At 60.1% G+C, this 1,926-nt stretch carries 3 protein-coding genes; all 3 read right to left on the bottom strand.

All coding sequences use genetic code 11. The features are described from left to right. Positions 1-283: 283 nt before the first annotated feature. The 3 genes from hgcB to hgcC are packed head-to-tail and all read right to left on the bottom strand — an operon-like array spanning position 284 to position 1,921. Positions 284-595, bottom strand: a complete 312-nt coding sequence (gene hgcB, locus CW742_RS11415; protein WP_292420490.1) for a mercury methylation ferredoxin HgcB — start codon at positions 593-595, stop codon at positions 284-286. After that, positions 595-1,665 (bottom strand): mercury methylation corrinoid protein HgcA, encoded by a 1,071-nt coding sequence (hgcA, locus tag CW742_RS11410; RefSeq protein WP_292420488.1) that lies wholly within the window; start codon positions 1,663-1,665, stop codon positions 595-597. Before hgcA ends, hgcB begins: the two co-directional genes overlap by 1 nt. Positions 1,666-1,675: 10 nt before the next feature. Then, positions 1,676-1,921: an HgcAB-associated protein HgcC gene (hgcC, locus tag CW742_RS11405; RefSeq protein ID WP_292420493.1), complete on the bottom strand. Its 246-nt coding sequence runs from the start codon at positions 1,919-1,921 to the stop codon at positions 1,676-1,678. Positions 1,922-1,926 lie beyond the last annotated feature (5 nt).

Below are 1,926 nucleotides of genomic sequence, written 5' to 3'. Positions count from 1 at the left end.
CCGTCACCACGTGACGGTGGATCATCGGGACTCCCGCCAGTTCTGCCGGGCCGGATTCGGCCCGGGATTATCGATATGGATATTTAAGTCCGTCTTGTCCCTGCACGCCATCTGATATGCGGCAGGGAGAACCAGGCCAGCCAATCGGTACCCGGAATGGTGTTGCCATCTATTTGTGCCCATGACACATCAACTTATGTCTCGTGCCGGTCTTCCGGGATCACAGGCTCCACGCCGTTCTGCTGCACATCACGGGTACCCTGCGGGATTCCGGACCGCTTTTTCAGGTCGGGGAATTCCCGCCACAGCAGCCGTCTTCCCCGCCGCAGCTGCACTCCGTGTCCATGTCTTTTCCCCGCAGGGCTGCCCCGATCATCGCCCATGCACAGCCGACTCCGCTCTGCACCTCAATCGCCTGCACCGGACAGTTCTTCGCACAGGCACCGCATTCCATACAGGCAGCGGGCCGGGCGAGTTCGACATGCTCTTTTCCTTCTGCAAAGACCGCGTGCGGGCAGACCTGCGTACAGCGCTTGCAGTTGATGCACCGGTCGGGATCGTATTTCAGGCTTGTTTCGGTATAGGAATGATACATCAGATCACCCCGAGCAGCCGGCTTACGCCGAGGGCAATTCCCGCAAGCAACCCCGCCACGGCCATCACTACCATGGCCGGAACATACCGGAAGATCTCCTTTTTCACACCGGCCCGGGACGTGAATGTAGTGCAGCCGGTAAAGTTCAGGGCAGCGTACGAGACCACTGCGGGTATGATGAGCAGCGGCGCCAACGCTGCAAGGGCATTTGCCCAGAGCGGTAAAGCCGGATTTGTGCCAAACACTGTCGCGAAGGGAATTGCAACAACACCGCCCAGGATCAATCCTTTCGTGGAGAAGTCCTGCGTGGGAATGAATGGCAGCAGGACCGGAAAGAGCACGGTCCCGGCAAGGACTGCGGATACCGCGGCAAGCGCTGCCACCGGACCGGCAAGGAACCAGAGAACTGCTGCAACAATGACCATCGGAAGGGCACTGTGGACAAACTCCACGGGGGTCAGGACGATTCGGTCCATGACCGGGAACTCCACCCGTCGCATGGCCGGCGTTGCCGTGTGCGTCTTCAGATACTCCGGCAGGTCGCGGGCCCGGACCGGGCCATACTCGACCAGGAACTTCGTCCTCCGCACCACCTCGGGCCATGACACCCCCGGGGCACCGAGCTGGGGGACGATGATCTTCCGTTGGCTGACGATATTCTCAAGACCGGAAGACTGGATACGGCGGACAAGCTCGTCCGTGCCAAACGTCCCCTTTCCTGCTGCACACCAGACATTGATTCCCTTTGTGTCCAGCACGAGAATCCACGCGTCAATCCCTGCGAGCGCTGAGCGGAGCGCATCGAAGCTGAGTGTATAGTTCGCTGAGGCGAAGACCGGGGAGTCTGCCGTGGGGTTCCCGAGCCGGTACAGGCCGGGCGTCACCCGATGCGACTCGCGCTTCCAGCCCCAGCGGGCAAGGAAGTGGTCGAGCCGGTGAGCGAAGGTGATCGTGCTGTCGGTTGTGCGGATCTGTTCTGGTGCAGGTTTGCCGCCAGGGCAGACGCAGGGATCCGCATTTGTTCCTGTCGAGCAGGTGCAGCAGGAACCGGTACTTTTATTCATCTCCATAACACTCACCTTACCCACGGTCCTGGAAATCCATCAGCGGCCCGAGAACATCTTTTACCATACCGCTCAGGTTGTCCGCTTTCATCAACGCAAGGCAGCAGATGCTGCCATCCCTTTCCCAGCTGATCAGTGCAAGCTTGTCTCCTGTCCTGATGCCGGCTTTCTCCCGCACGTCTTTTGGGAGCACCATCTGTCCGCGCTCGTCCACGCTCAATACTGCTTCAACCCTGCAGCCCGGGTTGCACGAGCATGACATAGTAC

The organism is Methanoregula sp., from assembly GCF_002835825.1.
Classification (GTDB): Archaea; Halobacteriota; Methanomicrobia; order Methanomicrobiales; family Methanospirillaceae; genus Methanoregula.
This window is presented reverse-complemented; position numbering and strand designations above follow the sequence as displayed.

Excerpts from the sequence above, each read along its gene's own strand:
- hgcC (WP_292420493.1), bottom strand. The coding sequence starts at position 1,921 with ATGTCATGCTCGTGCAACCCGGGCTGCAGGGTTGAAGCAGTATTGAGC.
- hgcA (WP_292420488.1), bottom strand. The coding sequence starts at position 1,665 with ATGGAGATGAATAAAAGTACCGGTTCCTGCTGCACCTGCTCGACAGGA.
- hgcB (WP_292420490.1), bottom strand. The coding sequence starts at position 595 with ATGTATCATTCCTATACCGAAACAAGCCTGAAATACGATCCCGACCGG.